Source organism: Demequina soli, assembly GCF_000971195.1.
Lineage (GTDB): Bacteria > Actinomycetota > Actinomycetes > Actinomycetales > Demequinaceae > Demequina > Demequina soli.
In genome coordinates this window covers 505,745-518,962 of the sequence record NZ_BBLZ01000003.1, presented here as the reverse complement: position 1 = coordinate 518,962, position 13,218 = coordinate 505,745, and the positions used below count along the sequence as shown (strand labels likewise).

The window sequence follows — 13,218 nt, the reverse complement described above, 5'->3', positions numbered from 1 at the left end:
GTACCCTGAGAGCCATGCGTGGAGAGCGAGACCGATGCTCTCGATTCGTCTGATCGGTCAGCCCCGACTGGTGCGCGACGGCCTCACACTTCCCGGCCCTCGTGGTGCGAAGTCGTGGGCTCTGCTGGCGCGCCTCGTGCGCAGCCCCGACCGCGTCTCGCGGCAGCAGTTGGTCAACGAGCTCTTCGCGGAGGCCGACGATCCCATGGGCGCCCTCCGCTGGTCGCTCGCGGAGCTGCGCCGGCGTCTGGGGATGCCCGACGCGTTGCTGGGCAACCCCATCGAGCTCAACCTCGAGGAGGGCACCGAGGTCGACGTCGACATGGTGGCCGACGGCCGTGTCACGGATCCGGTCCCGCGGGGCGAGCTGCTCGAGGGCATCGACGTCCAGGCCTCGCCCGCCTTCGACACGTGGCTGCTCGTCGAGCGACAGCGGGTGGCCGGCGAGGTGATCGGCACGCTGCGCAAGGAGACGCTCCGGGCCATGACGGCGCACGACCACCAACGGGCGCTCGCGCTTGCCTCGGCCATGGTCGACACCTCGCCGCTCGAGGAGGGGCCGCACGTGCTCCTCGTGAAGGCGTTCATGGCGGCGGGGGACCGCGTTTCCGCGCATCGTCACGTGGCGGCCACCGAGGCCGCCTTCATGCGCGAGCTGGGCGTGGCTCCGAGCCGCGCGCTGGGCTCGGCCGCGCGTCCCGCGCTCACCCCCGCGACCGCGGGCGTCTCTTCCATCGCCACCGCGAACTCCCTGCTCACGGCGGGCCTCGCTGCGGTGGCGGCCGGCGCGGCCGACAGCGGCATCGCCACGCTCAGAGGCGCGGTCGCGGCCGCCGAGGGGGCGGGGGATCGGGCGCTTGAGGCGAGCTGCCTCTTCGAGCTCGGCTCCGCGCTGGTCCATGCCGCGCGCGGCCTCGACGACGAGGGCGCGATCGTGCTCGACGCCGCGTGCGATGCCGCGACGGGCGCGGGCGCGCAGGAGATCGCCGCGAAGGCGCTCGCCGAGCTGGCCTACGTGGACGTGCTCGCCGCGCGGCGCGACTGCGCCGTCGACGGCCTCGCGCTCGCGTGGCGGGCGGCGGAGGACTTCCCGCGTGTCCGCGCGGACGTCGCGGCCTACGACGCCGTCCACCTGTCCGACTGGGGACGGCTCGACGAGTCCCTCGAGCGCTTCGACGAGGCGATCGACCTGTGTCGCGAGACCGGGTCGGTGCGTCGCGGCATCTGGGCCATGGCCTGCGCGGCGCGCACGGCCTACCTGTCCGGCTGGCTCGCCGCGGCCGAGCGCTGGGCCAAGGAGGCGCAGCGCCAGGCTCAGAGCGAGCGTTGGACGGCGATCCGCCCGTGGCCCGAGGCGTGGCACGCGCACGCCCGCCTGGCGCGGGGCGAGTCTCCGGCGGTGGTGCGCACCGACCTCGAGTCGACCTACGCGCTGGCGCGTCAGCTCGAGGACCCCTGCTGGGAGGGCGTGGCGGCGAAGGCCATGGGCCTCACGTACGTCGCCGAGGGCGACCCAGCCGCAGCCGTTCCGTGGCTCGCGCAGGCCGGCTTCGCGTGTCGGCGCATGAACGACTCCTACAAGTGGGTCGAGGTGGAGGTCCAGGTGACCGACGCCGAGGTGGCCCTCGCTGCGGGTGACGCCGAGAGGGCGCTGACGGTCGCGGAGCAGGCGCTCAAGGCGTCCGCCCGGGGCGAGATGCTGCAGCTCCTGGGCCGGGCCGAGGCGGTCATCGACGCGATCCGCGGCTCCGTACCCCTTCCCGTCTGACCCGCACGTCACCGTCGTTCCTGGTAGAGATCCGAGTCGGCGGTGCCCCCAGAAGTGTGAGCCGCGTCACACGGCTCCTCACACGCACCGCGCGCACCCTGAACTCGACACCGAACGACAGCGTGGAAGGGAGGGTGTCATGTCCATCCAGATCACCGCAGACCTCGGTCCTCGACTCGTCGAGGAGGGCACGGCGGCGCACAAGGAGGAGCTCGAAAGGGTCTCCTCGGCCGTGAGCAGCCTCGCGCCCGGCGCGGCCGCAGCGCTCGTCGACTGGGCCGGCACCGAGGTGTCGCGCCTGAGGGCCTGGGCCGTCGCCCGATCGGCGCTCCTCGAGCACCTCGCCGACCTCCACGCCTCGGAGCTGGCCGCCACCGCAGGGCGCGGGGCCTTCCGCCTCACCGCCTAGACCGTCACACCGCACACGTCTCAACCGTTATCTAGAAGAAGGACCTCAGCAATGTCCAGCATCACCGTCCCCCACTACGGAGCCGAGGGCGCGACCGCCCCCGCCCCCACCGATGTCGCGCGCACCGCGCGTGACTCGCTCCGCGAGGTCGCCGACCGCTTCGCCGCCGCCGGTGCCCGCCGCAAGGAGCGCCGTGCGCTGCGCGCGCAGCGCATGCCCTCGGCCGCGCAGATCACCCAGGTGATCGGCGACTCGTTCGCGCTGCCGACCTTCGGTCGCATCGCATGACCCCGGCCACGCCGGGCCGTCTTCGAAGGGGAGGGAAGTTCACATGACCGCCACCGCCTACCGCCCGTTCCCGCTGGGCGCCAACCAGGTGCCGCACCGGCACCTCATGGAGCGGTTCCACCGGCACCGTTCGCAGGTCAAGGAGGCTCGCCACCAGGAGCGCGTCGAGCACCACCGTGAGATGCAGGACCTTCACGAGCTCGAGCTGCTCCACGACCCGAGGGACTGGCGCGCGCGCCACACCCTCGACACGGGCGGCATCAGGCCCTTCATCATCGCCTGACGCTCACGGGCACGGACCTCGCCGGGAGGCGACATCCACGCCCGCCCACCACGTCCACGGGGGACGATGCGACACACACCGGTCGCATCGTCCCCCGTCGACGTCTATCGGGACGGGGGAGCGCCCGCGCCGCCCTGTGGAGGCTGACCGCCGCCCGGCGCGCCGCCGCCCATCGACCCGCCCGTCGGCGCGGTCGTGGTGTCGATCGGGACCGTGAGGCTCGAGGCGTAGCCGGCGTCGGCGTCGCCCTTGAAGGTCCCGATCTGGTGCACGCCGCCGTCGTCGCCGAACACGGTGTCGGTCGCGAGGCTGAGCTGGGCGAGGTTGTCCGCCGAGCCGGCGTACTCGTTGCGCGTGTAGATCGCGTCGAGCACGTTCTGGGGGAAGGCCATCTGGGACGTCGCGATGGCCTTGGAGGAGTCGGTGACGTCATCGACGCTCGGGTAGACCTCGAAGTGGATGTGGGTCCAGCGGCCGGCGTAGCAGCCGGGCATGACGGACGCGAACGTGACCTCGCCGGCGTCGTCCGTGACCTGGACGCCGCGCAGCCACGTCTGGTCCGTCACACCGTCCGAGTACATCGAGTACAGCCCGCCCGCGCTGCAGTGCCACGCGTAGACCGCCGCGCCCGCCATCGGCACGCCCCCGTTCGCCATGTCGAGCACGGTGAAGGTGAAGTCGAGCGGCACGCCGGGGACCGGGTCGCCGCCCGCGACCGAGGTGCGGATGTCGCGGCGCACGATCCCGGAGTCCTCCAGCACGTCGGGGCCGTTGGATCCGTCGCCGGGGTAGGGGCCCGCGGTCTCGTCGGGGATCTCCGTGAGCCCGTCGGCGGTCGCGGAGGACGATGCGGTGGTCGAGCCGGTCTGCGGCGTGCACGCCGCGAGGATCGCGGCGCCCGTGCCGAGACTCAGCAGTCGCACGGCGCCGCGACGGCTGAGGAGCGTCGCGATGTCGAAGGCGGCGCCCTGGTCGACCACCTCGTCGTCGGGGCGGTGCAGGAGGCGGCCCTCGTAGGCGGGGCCGTCGGGGGTGGGGACGGGGTCGGGGATGCGCGTCATGCGGTCAGTCTGTCCGGTCACGCTCCAGGTTCGCTGGGAATCGGCGGGAGGGTGCCCGCCGCATCGTCCCCGGGATGTGCCACAATGGCCGCGATGCGTACCGCGATCATCATTCTGTAGCGCGTCGGCCTCACGCCCCGACGCGCAGCCTCCCGCACCCCTGGGAGGCTTTTTTGTTGGGGACGCGGGCCGCGCCGGACTTGAGGAGCTGAGCACGATGACGGATCTCACGGTCGAGATCTACGACACCACCCTGCGCGACGGCGCGCAGCAGGAGGGCATGAACCTGTCCGTCGCGGACAAGATGGCGATCGCCCCGCTGCTGGACGAGCTGGGCGTGGGCGTCATCGAGGGCGGATGGCCGGGCGCGGTGCCCAAGGACACCGAGTTCTTCGGGCTCGTCGCCAAGGAGCTGTCGTTCAGGAACGCGCAGTTCGCGGCGTTCGGCATGACGCGCCGCGCGGGCACGTCGGCGGCGTCCGACCCGCAGGTGCGCGCGCTGCTCGACTCGGAGGCGCCCATCATCACCCTTGTCGCCAAGGCGGACATCCGTCACGCCGAGCGCGCGCTGCGTGTCTCGGGCGACGAGAACCTCGCGATGATCGAGGAGACCGTCGCGTTCCTGGTCGGCGAGGGGCGCCGCGTGGTCCTCGACGCCGAGCACTTCTTCGACGGCTACCGGCACGACCCCGAGTACACGCTCAGGGCGCTGCTCGCGGGCGAGGCGGGCGGCGCATCGTCCCTGGTGCTGTGCGACACGAACGGCGGGATGCTGCCCGACGACGTCACGCGGATCGTGACGGAGGTGCGTGGGCGCACCACGGCCCAGCTGGGCATGCACGCCCACAACGATTCGGGCTGCGCGGTCGCCAACTCCATGGCCGCGGTCGCGGCGGGCGCGACCCACGTCCAGGGCTGCGTCAACGGCTACGGCGAGCGCACCGGCAACGCCGACCTCATCGCGGTCGCCGCGAACCTCGAGCTCAAGCGCGGCGTGATCGCGCTCAAGGGGGACGGCCTCGCGGAGTCGACCCGCATCGCGCACACCATCTCTGAGATCACCAACATCGCGCCGTTCGCGCGCCAGCCCTACGTGGGCGCCTCCGCTTTCGCGCACAAGGCCGGCCTGCACGCCTCGGCGATCAAGGTCGACCCGGACCTGTACCAGCACACGGAGCCGTCGTACGTGGGCAACGACATGCGGATGCTCGTGTCCGAGATGGCCGGGCGCGCGTCGATCGAGCTCAAGGGCAAGGAGCTGGGCTTCGACCTCGCGGACCGCCCCGACGTGCTCGGGCGCGTGACCGACCGCGTGAAGAACGCCGAGGCGATGGGCTACACGTTCGACGCCGCCGACGCGTCCTTCGAGCTGATCCTGCGGTGGGAGCTGGGCGACGCGCCGAAGTACTGGGACACGGAGACGTGGCGCGTGCGCGTGTCGTCCGCACCGGGCAACCCGCGCGACGCCGACGCCGAGGCCGTCATCAAGATCCGGGCGGGCGGGGGCCGCCGTTTCGTCACGGTTGGCGAGGGCAACGGCCCGGTCAACGCGCTCGACCACGCGCTGCGCACAGCCCTCGCGGGGGCGTACCCGGAGATCGAGCGGTTCGACCTCACCGACTTCAAGGTGCGCATCATGGATGCGGCGCACGGCACCGACGCGGTCACCCGCGTGCTCATCACGACGGTCGACACGGAGACGGGCACGCAGTGGCGCACCGTCGGCGTCGGGCCGAACATGATCGAGGCCGCATGGGAGGCGCTCACCGACTCGCTGTTCTACGGGCTGCTCAAGGCGGGGGTCACGCCCAACCCGTGAGGCGCATCGTCCCGAGATCGCCGCGAGGCCCGGATCGTGAGGACTGAGCGTCCCGAGCCGTCGCGGAGGCAAGGGACAATGGGTTCCATGCACGGTGAGTACAAGGTTCCAGGCGGCAAGCTCGTGGTCGCGGACGTCGAGCTCGACTCCGCGGGCGAGGTCATCGACCGGGTGGTGATCTCGGGCGACTTCTTCCTCGAGCCCGCCGAGGCGATCCTGGGCATCACGCGCGCCCTCAACGGGCTGTCGGCCACGGCCTCGGTGTCCCAGATGGCCGCCGCGGTGCAGCGTGCCGCGGGCGACGCGACGTTCATCGGCTTCACGCCGGAGGCGGTGGGCATCGCGGTGCGCCGCGCGCTCGGGCACGCGACCAGCTGGCACGACCACACGTTCGACGTCATCCACGACGTCCCGCGCGACCCCTACATGCAGATGTCGCTCGACGAGGTCCTGTCCGAGGAGGTCGCCGCCGGTACCCGCCCGCCGACGCTGCGCGTGTGGGAGTGGGGCTCGAACGCGGTGATCATCGGCTCGTTCCAGTCGTGGCGCAACGAGATCGACGACGAGGGCGCCGCCAAGCACGGCATGACCGTGGTGCGGCGCGTCTCCGGCGGCGGCGCGATGTTCGTCCAGCCGGGCAACACCATCACCTACTCGCTGCATGTGCCGACGTCGCTGGTCGAGGGGCTGAGCTTCGAGCAGTCGTACGCGTTCCTCGACGACTGGGTGCTCGGCGCGCTCCGCGAGCTTGGCATCGACGCGACGTACGTGCCGATCAACGACATCGCCTCGCCCGCCGGCAAGATCGCGGGCGCCGCGCAGAAGCGCTACGCCTCCGGCGCGGTGCTGCACCACGTCACCATGGCGTACGACATCGACGCGGACGCCATGCTCGAGGTGCTGCGCATCGGCCGCGAGAAGCTGTCCGACAAGGGCACCAAGAGCGCGAACAAGCGCGTCGACCCGCTGCGCAGCCAGACCGGCATGGAGCGGGGCGCGGTCATCGACGCGTTCCTCGACCACTTCCGCTCGCGTTACGCCACCCGTCCGGGTGCCGTGACGGAGGAGGAGATCGCCCTCGCGGAGGCGCGCGTCGAGTCGAAGTTCGCGACCGAGGAGTGGCTCAAGCTGGTCCCCTGAGCGAGCCTGGACGATGCGTGCGGCCCCGCCGCCGCATCGTCCCTAGAGCGCGGTGCCGGCGAACGAGCCGATGCCGTACGTGATGAGCATCGCCAGGGAGCCGCCGAGCACGTTACGCACGATCGCGCGCAGGCGCGGGGCGTGACCGAGCCGGGCCGACACCGTGCCCGACACGGCGAGCGCGACGATCACGACCGCGAACGTCAGCACCACCTTGAGCGAGTCGGGCGCGAGCACCGCGGTGAGCAGCGGGAAGATGCCGCCGAGCGTGAACGCGCACAGCGACGCGAACGCCGCGTGCCAGGGGTTCACCAGCTCTTCGGGGTCGATTCCCAGGTGGGCGCGGGCGTGCGCCGCGAGGGGATCGTGAGCGGTCTGCTCGACGGCCGCGCGGCGCGCCGTGTCCTCGGACATGCCCGTCTCCATGTGAAGGCGCGTGAGCTGGTCGAGCTCCCACTCGGGGCGGCTGTCGTGCCAGACCTTCTCGCGCTCGAGCTGCGCCTTCTCGGCGTCGCGCTGGCTCGACACGGACACGTACTCGCCGACGCCCATCGACAGCGCGCCCGCGGCGATGCCGGCCAGCGCGGTGGTGAGGATGACCGTCGCGTCGTTGGTGGCGGCGACGACGCCGACGAGCAGGGCGGCGATCGACACGATGCCGTCGTTGGCGCCGAGCACCCCCGCACGGAGCGCGTTGAGGCGGCCGGAGACGGCCTCCTCGTCGGGGAACGATGCGGTGGGGTGCGTGTCGGGCTGTGTCACGGGTACCAGGGTAGGAACGAATCACCTGGTCCCGCCAGCGAGTGAAACCTTCCCTAACTTTCCGGGCGGACCCTCAGCCGTTGATCTCGCGCACCTCGACGGGCAGCCGCAGGGCGCGGCTGGCCTTCTCCGCCCACACGATCGCGTCGCCCATGGTGGGCGCGTCGACGATCCAGAACCCGCCCTGGTGGAGAGGGGTGTCGAGGAACGGGCCGACGGTGGTCTCGCCGCCCTCGGGGCCGCTCACGACCACGCGCGCGTCGGGGGCGGGGGCGAAGCCGGCGCCGGTGACCCAGGCGCCCGCGTCGTGCATCTCCTCGTTGAGAGCGTCGACCTCCGCCATGATCTGCGGGAGGTCGTCGGGGACCTCGCCTGAGATCTGCTCGTAGTACATCGCGAGGTGGAAGTGCGGCATCGGGGCTCCTCTCGGCGCAACCTCCCCAGTGTCACCCGCGCGGGCGCGCGGCGCGAGGTGGCGCGGCGGCCGGCTGGCGCGGGTGGGGCGCTCAGCTGCGGCGCGCGCGGACGGCGGCGCTCACCAGCACGGTGGCGAGCCCCACCCACAGCACGATGCCCGCGACCCCGATCGCGGGCAGCCCGTAGAAGCTGCCGACGAGCGAGCCGATCGTCGCGAGGGTCATCGCCATCGCCGCGTCGGCGAACGCGGCCGTGACGATGCGGGAGTCCCGCTCGTCGGCGCGTCCGGAGAACACCCGGCCGGCGACGCCGCCTCGGGTGCCGAGCCGGAACAGGACCAGCATCGCGAGGATGGACGCCGCACCTCCGATCACGGCGCCCTTCGCGAGGGAGTCGTAGCCCGTCAGCGAGGCGACGGTCGCGAGCGCGCCGACCGCGAGGGTCGAGGCGCCGACGGCGGCGATCCGCGGGAGCAGCGTGGTGGTGTCAGTCGACATGGAAGATCTCCTCGACGGTGGTGGTGAAGCGGCGGGCGATGGCGATCGCGAGGGGCAGCGACGGGTCGTAGCGGCCGGTCTCGATGGAGTTGACGGTTTGCCGGGACACGCCGAGCTCCGCCGCGAGGCCGGCCTGCGACAGCCCGGCGGTCTCGCGCAGCTCGCGGACGGAGTTCCTCATCGGCGGGGCGCCGGGGTGAGGGCGAGGGCGCCGAGGCTCAGCGCGAGGGTGGTGAGCACCGCGAGGTGCGGCCAGGCGCCCGTGGCGAGGCCTCGAGCGACGAGCATCGCGAGGGTGGCGGCGACGACGAGCGCGACGGCGAGCGTGCGGCTGCGGTTCATGGCTCCTCCGTGTCAAACGACCTTGACATGACAAGGATGCTTGACATCGGCGTGCGTGTCAAGGGTGCTTGACAGCGGAGGTGGGCGTCCCGGGAGCGGGGGTCCTCAAGGATCCGGGAGTGCTGAGCGTCCCAGAGTGGTGGGTCGCGCTACGGCAGCTCGCGCCGGCCCATCACCGCGGTGCCCACGCGCACCATCGTCGCGCCTTCGGCGATCGCCCACTCGAGGTCCTGCGACATGCCCATCGACAGCTCCCACGCGGACGTGAGCCCCGCCGAGCCGCGCTCGGAGCGGATCAGCGCCTGGTCGCGGATCTCGCGCAGCCGGGCGTACCCCTCGCGGACCTCGGCCTCGGCGGGGGAGTGGAGGCCGATGGTCATGAAGCCCGTCACGGTGAGGGCGGGCAGCGCCTGCACGGCGGACGCGATGGCGAGCGCCTCGTCGGGGTGGACGCCCGCCTTGGACTCCTCGCCTGACACGTTGACCTGGATCATCACGTCCATCTCGCGCTCGGCCTCGAGGCACAGCCGCGACAGCCGCTCGGCCAGGCGCGCGGAGTCGATGGTCTGCACGCACTCCGCGAAGCGCACCGCGGTCGCCGCCTTGTTGCGCTGCAGCTGGCCGATCACGTGGACGTGCGCGCCCGCCGCCTCGAGCGCCTCGCCCTTGGCGTCGAGCTCCTGCATGCGCGACTCGCCCACGAGGGTGCCGCCGGCGCGGACCACCGCGGCCGCCGCATCGGCGTCCCACGTCTTGGTCGCGACGAGCACGCGCACGCCGGAGCCCGCGCGCCCCGAGGCGGCCTCGGCGAGGTGGACGCGCGCCTTGACGTCGGCGAGCGCGGCGGCGAGGTCCCAGCCGGCGGGGGTGGGGGAGAGGTCCATCAGGAGTCCTTCGCGATCGGGGCGGTGACCGCGCGGGTCACGGCGATGAGGTCGGCGGGCGCGAGGCCGATGTCGAGGCCCCGCCTCCCGCCCGACACGTAGACGGTGTCCCACAGCTCGACGGTCTCGTCGATCGCGGTCGGCAGGGCGCGGCGCTGGCCGATGGGCGAGATGCCTCCCACCACGTAGCCGGTCGCGCGCTCGGCCTCGGCGGGCGGCGCCATCTCTGCCCGCTTGCCGCCGAGCGCGTGCGCGAGGGCCTTGAGGTCGAGCATGCCGCTCACCGGCACGATCCCCACCGCCAGCTGCCCGTCGACGTGGGCGCACAGGGTCTTGAACACCTGGTCCGGGTCGACGCCCAGCGCCGCCGCGGCCTCGAGGCCGTAGGAGAGGTCCGAGGCCGGGTCGTGGTCGTACGGGTGGACCGTGTGGGGCACGCCTGCCTCGTTGAGGGCGTGGACGGCGGGCGTCGCGCCTGAGGCGGTGTGCTTGCGGGACATGCAGACATTGTGGACGATGCGGCGGCGCGGTCTCGCGACGGGCCGCGCCCGGGTACGGTTTCCGGATGACCGAGACCCTGACCGACGTGCAGATGTGGACCGATGGCGCCTGCAAGGGCAACCCCGGCGTGGGCGGCTGGGGCGTGTGGATGAGGTCCGGCGGCCACGAGCGCGAGCTCTTCGGCGGCGAGAAGGTCACCACCAACAACCGCATGGAGCTCACCGCGGTCATCGAGGGCCTCAAGGCGCTCAACCGCCGCTGCGACGTGACCCTCCACGTCGACTCGCAGTACGTGAAGAACGGCGCGATGACCTGGATGAAGGGTTGGAAGCGCAACGGCTGGAGGACCGCCGACAAGAAGCCCGTGAAGAACGTCGAGCTGTGGCAGGCGCTGGACGAGCAGCTCCAGCGCCACGACATCACCTGGGTGTGGGTGAAGGGGCACGCGGGCGACCCCGGCAACGAGAAGGCCGACGAGCTCGCCAACAAGGGCGCGGCGGCCGCGCGATGACCGGCGGCATCGGCCTCGACGCGATCCGCGCCCTGCCCAAGGCCGAGCTCCACCTCCACGTCGAGGGCACGCTCGAGCCGCAGCTCGCGTTCGCGCTCGCGCAGCGCAACGGCGTCGCCCTGCCCTTCGCGTCGGTGGAGGACCTGCGGGCGCGCTACGACTTCACCGACCTGCAGTCCTTCCTGGACCTGTACTACGCGTGCATGGCGGTGCTGCGCACGCGCAAGGACTTCGCCGACCTCGCGGCCGCGTACCTCGCGCGCGCCCACGCGGACGGAGTCCGTCACGTCGAGATGTTCTTCGACCCCCAGGTTCACCTGGGCAACGGGATCGACGTCGACACCGTGATCGACGGGCTTCGCGACGCGCTGGACGATGCGCGGGTCAGGTACGGCATGACGGGCGGGCTGATCCTATGCTTCGTGCGCGACCTGCCGGTCGACTCCGCGCGCGCGGTCCTCGAGTCCGTCGCGCATCGTGCCGGCGACCTCATAGGCGTGGGGCTCGACTCGGCCGAGGTCGGCTACCCGCCGCACCTGTTCGCCGAGGTCTACGCGCGCGCCGCCGAGCTGGGCCTGCGCCGCGTCGCGCATGCGGGCGAGGAGGGCCCGGCCGCGTACGTCACCGAGTCGCTCGACGTCCTGGGCGTCGAGCGGATCGACCACGGCATCCGCTGCCTCGAGGACCCGGCGCTGGTAGAGCGACTCGCGCGCGAGCGGATCCCGCTGACCGTGTGCCCGCTGTCCAACGTGCGCCTGCGCGCCGTCGACGCCATCGAGGCCCACCCGATCCGTGCCCTGCTCGACGCGGGCGTGGTCGCGACCGTGAACTCCGACGACCCGGCCTATTTCGGCGGCTACGTGGGCGACAACTACGCCGCGCTCGCGCTCACCGACGCCGAGGCGGTGCTGCTCGCGCGGAACTCGATCGAGGCGTCCTTCGCGTCCGACGCGCGCAAGGCCGAGCTGCTCGCCGCGCTCGAGGCCGCCACCCGCTGAGCGCGTCCGCGCGGCCGCGCACCAGGGGCGATACATTGCCCGCGTGAGCCTCGAGATCATCAATCCCGCCGACGGGTCGCACCTTGCCACCGTCCCCCTCACGAGCGCCGACGAGGTCGCGCGTCACACCGAGGACGCCCAGCGCGTGTTCGACTCCGCCGTGTGGTCGGGCCTCGCCCCGCGCGAGCGGGCTGCCGCGCTGGTGCGGCTCGCGGACCTCATGGAGCGCGACGCGGGCACCCTCGCACGCCTCGACATGGAGGACGCGGGCAAGCCCATCGCGGAGTGCCTCGCGAACGACGTGCCCGGCGCGATCGAGTCGATCCGCTGGTTCGCCGAGGCTGCCGACAAGCTCGCCGGCGCCGTCCCGGCCACCGCGCCCGACATCCTCGCGTTCACGGAGCGTGAGCCGTTCGGGGTGGTCGCGGCGATCCTGCCGTGGAACTACCCGCTCGCGATGGCCGCGTGGAAGATCGGCCCCGCGCTCGCGGCCGGCAACTGCCTCCTCCTCAAGCCCGCCGACGCGACGCCCCGTTCCGTGCTCCACGTCGAGGCGCTCGCGCTCGAGGCCGGCATCCCCGCGGGGGTCCTGCGCGTCGTCACCGGCGACGGCCCGACGACGGGCGCCGCGCTCGCGGCCGACCCGCGCATCGGCGCCCTGTCCTTCACCGGCTCGACCCGGACGGGTCGCGAGATCCTCGCGACCGCCGCGCGCACCAACCTCAAGCGCGTGAGCCTCGAGATGGGCGGCAAGAGCCCCCAGATCGTCATGGCGGACGCGCTCGCGTTCGGCGACGCGCTCGTCGACGGCCTCGTCGAGGCGGCGTTCCTCACGGCGGGCCAGAACTGCACCGCGGGCTCGCGGACCCTCGTGCACGAGTCCATCGCGGACGAGGTGGTCGCGCGGCTCGCGGCGGCGGCCACCGCGCTCGTGGTGGGCGACCCCGCCGACCCGGCCACGCAGATCGGCCCGGTCATCAACGACGCCGCCGCCGACCGCATCGTCGCCGCGATCGAGGGCGCCGTCTCCCGGGGTGCCGTCGCGGTCGCCGGGGGAGGCGAGGTCGCGGTGCGCGAGGGCGGGCGCTACCTCGCCCCGACCGTGCTCACGGGCCTCGCCGCGGGCGACCCGATCCTCACGACCGAGATCTTCGGCCCCGTCGTCACGGTCCAGACGTTCGCGACGCGCGACGAGGCGATCGCGCTCGCCAACGCCGTCGACTACGGCCTCGCGGCCTCCGTGTGGACCAAGAACGTGGACGATGCGCTGGCGGTGGCCCGCGGCGTCCAGGCCGGGATCGTGTCGGTCGGGGCGTACAGCGAGGGCGACCTCACGGTGCCCTTCGGCGGGTGGGGGCAGTCGGGGTTCGGCGGTGCGGAGAAGTCGCTCGCCGCGTTCCACCAGTGGACCCGCGAGAAGACGATCTGGATCCAGCTGGGCCGGTAGCCGGAACGCCCGACGCCAAATAACTTGTAGATACAACTAAATTGGGCTAGGGTGGTGGGCAGAGCCGCCCGCACGGGGCGCCGGGCATCGT

General features: G+C 72.6%; 17 protein-coding genes. 9 read left to right on the top strand and 8 right to left on the bottom strand.

The window, feature by feature from the left end; translation table 11 throughout:
• Nucleotides 1-34 precede the first annotated feature (34 nt).
• The 4 genes from AOM04_RS09055 to AOM04_RS09040 all read left to right on the top strand — a co-directional run bounded on the left by AOM04_RS09055 (nt 35) and on the right by AOM04_RS09040 (nt 2,748).
• On the top strand, nt 35-1,768 hold the full coding sequence (locus AOM04_RS09055) for an AfsR/SARP family transcriptional regulator (RefSeq protein ID WP_082104522.1): 1,734 nt from the start codon (nt 35-37) through the stop codon (nt 1,766-1,768).
• Nucleotides 1,769-1,907: 139 nt separating this feature from the next.
• Complete coding sequence (locus AOM04_RS09050; RefSeq protein ID WP_062464426.1) at nt 1,908-2,177, top strand: hypothetical protein; 270 nt, start codon at nt 1,908-1,910, stop codon at nt 2,175-2,177.
• A 51-nt stretch (nt 2,178-2,228) separates the two neighbouring features.
• A complete protein-coding gene (locus AOM04_RS09045) occupies nt 2,229-2,465 on the top strand; it encodes a hypothetical protein (protein WP_062464425.1) in 237 nt (78 codons plus the stop codon).
• A 43-nt stretch (nt 2,466-2,508) separates the two neighbouring features.
• Nucleotides 2,509-2,748 (top strand): hypothetical protein, encoded by a 240-nt coding sequence (locus AOM04_RS09040; RefSeq protein WP_062464424.1) that lies wholly within the window; start codon nt 2,509-2,511, stop codon nt 2,746-2,748.
• 104 nt (nt 2,749-2,852) lie between these two features.
• Here AOM04_RS09040 and AOM04_RS09035 read toward each other — a convergent pair whose 3' ends face one another.
• Complete coding sequence (locus tag AOM04_RS09035; RefSeq protein WP_062464423.1) at nt 2,853-3,809, bottom strand: dioxygenase family protein; 957 nt, start codon at nt 3,807-3,809, stop codon at nt 2,853-2,855.
• A gap of 217 nt (nt 3,810-4,026) precedes the next feature.
• Here AOM04_RS09035 and cimA point away from each other — a divergent pair, with 217 nt between their 5' ends.
• Both cimA and lplAB read left to right on the top strand, forming a co-directional pair.
• Nucleotides 4,027-5,628, top strand: a complete 1,602-nt coding sequence (gene cimA, locus AOM04_RS09030; protein ID WP_062464422.1) for a citramalate synthase — start codon at nt 4,027-4,029, stop codon at nt 5,626-5,628.
• Between the two features lie 87 nt (nt 5,629-5,715).
• Nucleotides 5,716-6,768, top strand: coding sequence for a lipoate-protein ligase LplAB (lplAB, locus tag AOM04_RS09025; protein WP_062464421.1), 1,053 nt, complete (start codon nt 5,716-5,718; stop codon nt 6,766-6,768).
• A gap of 42 nt (nt 6,769-6,810) precedes the next feature.
• Here the strand turns inward: lplAB and AOM04_RS09020 are convergent, their stop codons facing one another.
• The 7 genes from AOM04_RS09020 to ybaK form a co-directional block, all read right to left on the bottom strand.
• Nucleotides 6,811-7,530 (bottom strand): VIT1/CCC1 transporter family protein, encoded by a 720-nt coding sequence (locus AOM04_RS09020; RefSeq protein ID WP_156160672.1) that lies wholly within the window; start codon nt 7,528-7,530, stop codon nt 6,811-6,813.
• Between the two features lie 73 nt (nt 7,531-7,603).
• Nucleotides 7,604-7,945: a YciI family protein gene (locus tag AOM04_RS09015; protein WP_062464419.1), complete on the bottom strand. Its 342-nt coding sequence runs from the start codon at nt 7,943-7,945 to the stop codon at nt 7,604-7,606.
• Between the two features lie 91 nt (nt 7,946-8,036).
• Nucleotides 8,037-8,444, bottom strand: coding sequence for a hypothetical protein (locus AOM04_RS09010; protein ID WP_062464418.1), 408 nt, complete (start codon nt 8,442-8,444; stop codon nt 8,037-8,039).
• The gene (locus AOM04_RS09005; RefSeq protein WP_062464417.1) at nt 8,434-8,625 is read right to left on the bottom strand and encodes a helix-turn-helix transcriptional regulator; all 192 of its coding nucleotides are present in this window, start codon (nt 8,623-8,625) and stop codon (nt 8,434-8,436) included. Before AOM04_RS09005 ends, AOM04_RS09010 begins: the two co-directional genes overlap by 11 nt.
• Nucleotides 8,622-8,786, bottom strand: a complete 165-nt coding sequence (locus AOM04_RS14570; RefSeq protein ID WP_156160671.1) for a hypothetical protein — start codon at nt 8,784-8,786, stop codon at nt 8,622-8,624. Before AOM04_RS14570 ends, AOM04_RS09005 begins: the two co-directional genes overlap by 4 nt.
• Before the next feature lie 149 nt (nt 8,787-8,935).
• Nucleotides 8,936-9,670, bottom strand: a complete 735-nt coding sequence (locus AOM04_RS09000; RefSeq protein WP_062464416.1) for a YggS family pyridoxal phosphate-dependent enzyme — start codon at nt 9,668-9,670, stop codon at nt 8,936-8,938.
• Nucleotides 9,670-10,170, bottom strand: a complete 501-nt coding sequence (gene ybaK, locus AOM04_RS08995) for a Cys-tRNA(Pro) deacylase (RefSeq protein WP_062464415.1) — start codon at nt 10,168-10,170, stop codon at nt 9,670-9,672. Before ybaK ends, AOM04_RS09000 begins: the two co-directional genes overlap by 1 nt.
• Nucleotides 10,171-10,235: 65 nt before the next feature.
• Here ybaK and rnhA point away from each other — a divergent pair, with 65 nt between their 5' ends.
• Genes rnhA through AOM04_RS08980 form a run of 3 tightly spaced genes read left to right on the top strand, consistent with a single transcriptional unit; the run spans nt 10,236 to nt 13,127 of the window.
• A complete protein-coding gene (gene rnhA, locus AOM04_RS08990) occupies nt 10,236-10,682 on the top strand; it encodes a ribonuclease HI (RefSeq protein ID WP_062464414.1) in 447 nt (148 codons plus the stop codon).
• Nucleotides 10,679-11,680, top strand: coding sequence for an adenosine deaminase (locus AOM04_RS08985; protein ID WP_062464413.1), 1,002 nt, complete (start codon nt 10,679-10,681; stop codon nt 11,678-11,680). The genes rnhA and AOM04_RS08985 overlap by 4 nt, the downstream gene beginning before the upstream one ends.
• A 43-nt stretch (nt 11,681-11,723) precedes the next feature.
• A complete protein-coding gene (locus tag AOM04_RS08980; RefSeq protein ID WP_062464412.1) occupies nt 11,724-13,127 on the top strand; it encodes an aldehyde dehydrogenase family protein in 1,404 nt (467 codons plus the stop codon).
• Nucleotides 13,128-13,218: the final 91 nt, after the last annotated feature.

Coding starts and splice junctions, on each gene's coding strand:
- AOM04_RS09055 (WP_082104522.1), top strand. CDS start 35: ATGCTCTCGATTCGTCTGATCGGTCAGCCCCGACTGGTGCGCGACGGC.
- AOM04_RS09050 (WP_062464426.1), top strand. CDS start 1,908: ATGTCCATCCAGATCACCGCAGACCTCGGTCCTCGACTCGTCGAGGAG.
- AOM04_RS09045 (WP_062464425.1), top strand. CDS start 2,229: ATGTCCAGCATCACCGTCCCCCACTACGGAGCCGAGGGCGCGACCGCC.
- AOM04_RS09040 (WP_062464424.1), top strand. CDS start 2,509: ATGACCGCCACCGCCTACCGCCCGTTCCCGCTGGGCGCCAACCAGGTG.
- AOM04_RS09035 (WP_062464423.1), bottom strand. CDS start 3,809: ATGACGCGCATCCCCGACCCCGTCCCCACCCCCGACGGCCCCGCCTAC.
- cimA (WP_062464422.1), top strand. CDS start 4,027: ATGACGGATCTCACGGTCGAGATCTACGACACCACCCTGCGCGACGGC.
- lplAB (WP_062464421.1), top strand. CDS start 5,716: ATGCACGGTGAGTACAAGGTTCCAGGCGGCAAGCTCGTGGTCGCGGAC.
- AOM04_RS09015 (WP_062464419.1), bottom strand. CDS start 7,945: ATGCCGCACTTCCACCTCGCGATGTACTACGAGCAGATCTCAGGCGAG.
- AOM04_RS09010 (WP_062464418.1), bottom strand. CDS start 8,444: ATGTCGACTGACACCACCACGCTGCTCCCGCGGATCGCCGCCGTCGGC.
- AOM04_RS09005 (WP_062464417.1), bottom strand. CDS start 8,625: ATGAGGAACTCCGTCCGCGAGCTGCGCGAGACCGCCGGGCTGTCGCAG.
- AOM04_RS14570 (WP_156160671.1), bottom strand. CDS start 8,786: ATGAACCGCAGCCGCACGCTCGCCGTCGCGCTCGTCGTCGCCGCCACC.
- AOM04_RS09000 (WP_062464416.1), bottom strand. CDS start 9,670: ATGGACCTCTCCCCCACCCCCGCCGGCTGGGACCTCGCCGCCGCGCTC.
- ybaK (WP_062464415.1), bottom strand. CDS start 10,170: ATGTCCCGCAAGCACACCGCCTCAGGCGCGACGCCCGCCGTCCACGCC.
- rnhA (WP_062464414.1), top strand. CDS start 10,236: ATGACCGAGACCCTGACCGACGTGCAGATGTGGACCGATGGCGCCTGC.
- AOM04_RS08985 (WP_062464413.1), top strand. CDS start 10,679: ATGACCGGCGGCATCGGCCTCGACGCGATCCGCGCCCTGCCCAAGGCC.